Annotated in this window: 2 protein-coding genes; one reads left to right on the top strand and one right to left on the bottom strand. The window is 57.4% G+C overall.

The window, feature by feature from the left end; translation table 11 throughout:
- Window positions 1-921: 921 nt before the first annotated feature.
- Complete coding sequence (locus AX708_RS19735; RefSeq protein WP_082396445.1) at window positions 922-1,203, top strand: WGR domain-containing protein; 282 nt, start codon at window positions 922-924, stop codon at window positions 1,201-1,203.
- A gap of 5 nt (window positions 1,204-1,208) precedes the next feature.
- On the opposite strand, the gene AX708_RS04420 is transcribed toward AX708_RS19735, so the two are convergent.
- Window positions 1,209-2,135, bottom strand: a complete 927-nt coding sequence (locus AX708_RS04420) for a hypothetical protein (RefSeq protein ID WP_067489600.1) — start codon at window positions 2,133-2,135, stop codon at window positions 1,209-1,211.
- Between the last annotated feature and the right edge of the window lie 360 nt (window positions 2,136-2,495).

The raw sequence follows: 2,495 nt of genomic DNA, 5'->3' as shown, positions 1-2,495 counted from the left end.
CCAACTACCTCAGAAACAGCGGCTATGCCTCAATCTAAACAGGACAGACTCTAGCCAACGTGTTTTCGGGAATCACTTCGGTTAGCCCGCTCGATCAGAGGAACGCGTCTACGTTCGGCGCCTGCTAAGAAATCGCTGACTAGGCCCAAGAGCACCCGCATAGACCCTACGGCCGTGCTTCTGCCGTCCATCTTTGACTGAAATCAGCGATCTACTGTGCAGCGCTCAAACCAGCTGGCAGATCGCCTTAGGCTCCACTTCGGTCACTGCGATCCAGAAACCCGACAGGTCGGCCTTCAAGCTGGGCGATGGAAAATGCCTCCAAAAACCATTCCTGAAAACACGTTCGACCGGAAATACCACATTTCCGAAAACACGTTCGTTTCAGCATAGGGGCAAATGGGGGATCAGAAAGTTTGGGATCGGCGCATCATATGTGAATCGGAACGCTAACTGATCCTATGGCCTCACGCTCTGAGCCGTGCTTTCAAAGTTATCAACAGGGCAGGGAGGTGGCCAACGTGTGATCGGGCATCAGATGACGTGTTATTAGAATCTGGCGGTCGTGCTATCAGAAACCGAACATCGTGTTATCAGATTCGACATAGCGACCCCGACTCGCGAGAAATCAGGAGTTTGCAGGCTGATGGCGAGCAGGTAACCTCTTAACCTTAGAATCTAAATCCCCTAACGTTTTCGCCTGCGGCGGATTTGTTATTGATTTGATTCAAGATTAAGGAAGATCGCGCTCTCGCTTCGAGAATGACCTCGCCCGAGAGACGCGCAAATTCCATAAGAATCAGACGTCCGCAACTGAGCGGCGGTCACAGCCTCAGGATCGATTCCTTGAATCACCATAGAGACCTGTGATTCAAACTTCCGATTGGCCTAGCTCCAGGCGGCTGTCGCATACTCCTCCGTATGTTAGAGCATGATCAGAACGAGTGTCACATTTGGCTCGAAGCCAAGAATCCCGATCTCAATGTTGCACGGCGCTATGCCATATCTCGGAGCCAAGACCTGTTCGGTGTTGCGATTGTTGAATTCTCGTGGGGCCGGATTGGAACGCGTGGACAGCGACGTAAGTTGTCATTCGCTGACCCGGGCAGGGCGAAAAAGTTCGTAGAGCAGCTGCTACGCCGCAGAGCGAGCTCACAAAATCGAATTGGCGTTTGTTACCGGGAAGTATTCCGGGGTCCATGACACGTTCACGTGTCCGTTCGGACGATTGCGCCATCGGAAGTTCGAAGACTGGCCATGCCGGCAGTCACCATAGCCGCAACTGATTGTGACGCGGTTCGCTTGGTCACCTCAAGGCCTCTGGCAAGCTCCGCACGGGTAAGAGGTCCGATGCCGGCTACAAGACGCCAAGCCAGGGGAGCCGTCGACGAGGCGTAGAGGCCTGAAAGTGCTCCCTCAGCCTGCAGGTGAGCCCTTTGCATGGCACGGAGGTCTGAGGCTGCACTCTCGGCAGCAGCCTGAAGCGCACGACGTAATAGGACGGGCAGGGGATCCTCGTGGAGTTCGCGGAACAGGGCCCGCGGCATGACCCCAGCAAGCGCCATTGGCGCCGACCCCAGCCCAAACAAGTGTGGGCGCATGGCGGCCGCAAGCGACGCAGCCCAGGCCGCCCCCCGGGGCGCCAAACGTGTGACCGCGAACCCACTGACCTGGATGATCTCGCTGCCGCCTTCAAGAAAGTCGATTTCCTCAGTTCGCAGTTCCGCCAGCCATTCAAGGAGGGTGCCCATTGGATCGCTGGTCGGCAGCAGCGCATCGAGCCGTTCGAGCGCGCGATCAGCAGGCCTGTATGTCTCGCTGAATCCTTCGGAGTGACTTTTCGCGGCCATGACCAGCTTGGCAGCATGGGCGAGAGGAGGGTGACCTCGCCGGCTGATCCACGACAAGAACTGACGGCGTTCTTCGGAGTACCACGAGCGCACAAGCTCATCGGCCTCAAGCCCCGGATTGTGTTCAATTCCAAGATTATCAAACGGATAGTCGCGCACATGCACGCGCCAGAGCCGCCGGAGTGAGGCCAGCGCAAGGCATTGGGAAAGCTCGGGTGAGATGAAGGGGAGGGCGCCTTCGATGCGGGCAAGCGTCAGTTGCCAAGGTGCTGGGGCAGATACCATCAGCCAGATAGTATATAAATGGCTTAAAAAGTATACCCAGCTTGTACGGTGGATTTGCTGTCCGATAACGGCCCTTCACGGACGACACGCTATTCTATATGAAGGAGCCGAAATTCGCCGCGATGTCGCCCGCGCCCTAAGGCAGGGATAAGGCACAGCAGCGGCAATGAAGCTTGAGGAGTGTCGCCGTGGACGATGACAGCAGTAGGGCCTTGGGGCTTTCAGATGAGGCCGCGCTTGCGCCGCTGGGGAATGTGATCCCGCCGCAGCTCGCGGCTGAGATCGAGGCGGCCCGCTTGTACCGGGCGCGCTCCAAGGCCGCCAACACCGTGCGGGCGTATGACAGCGACTGGCGGCAGT

The organism is Erythrobacter sp. CCH5-A1, from assembly GCF_001557115.1.
Taxonomy (GTDB): Bacteria; Pseudomonadota; Alphaproteobacteria; order Sphingomonadales; family Sphingomonadaceae; genus Erythrobacter.
This window is presented reverse-complemented; position numbering and strand designations above follow the sequence as displayed.

Excerpts from the sequence above, each read along its gene's own strand:
- AX708_RS19735 (WP_082396445.1), top strand. The coding sequence starts at position 922 with ATGTTAGAGCATGATCAGAACGAGTGTCACATTTGGCTCGAAGCCAAG.
- AX708_RS04420 (WP_067489600.1), bottom strand. The coding sequence starts at position 2,135 with ATGGTATCTGCCCCAGCACCTTGGCAACTGACGCTTGCCCGCATCGAA.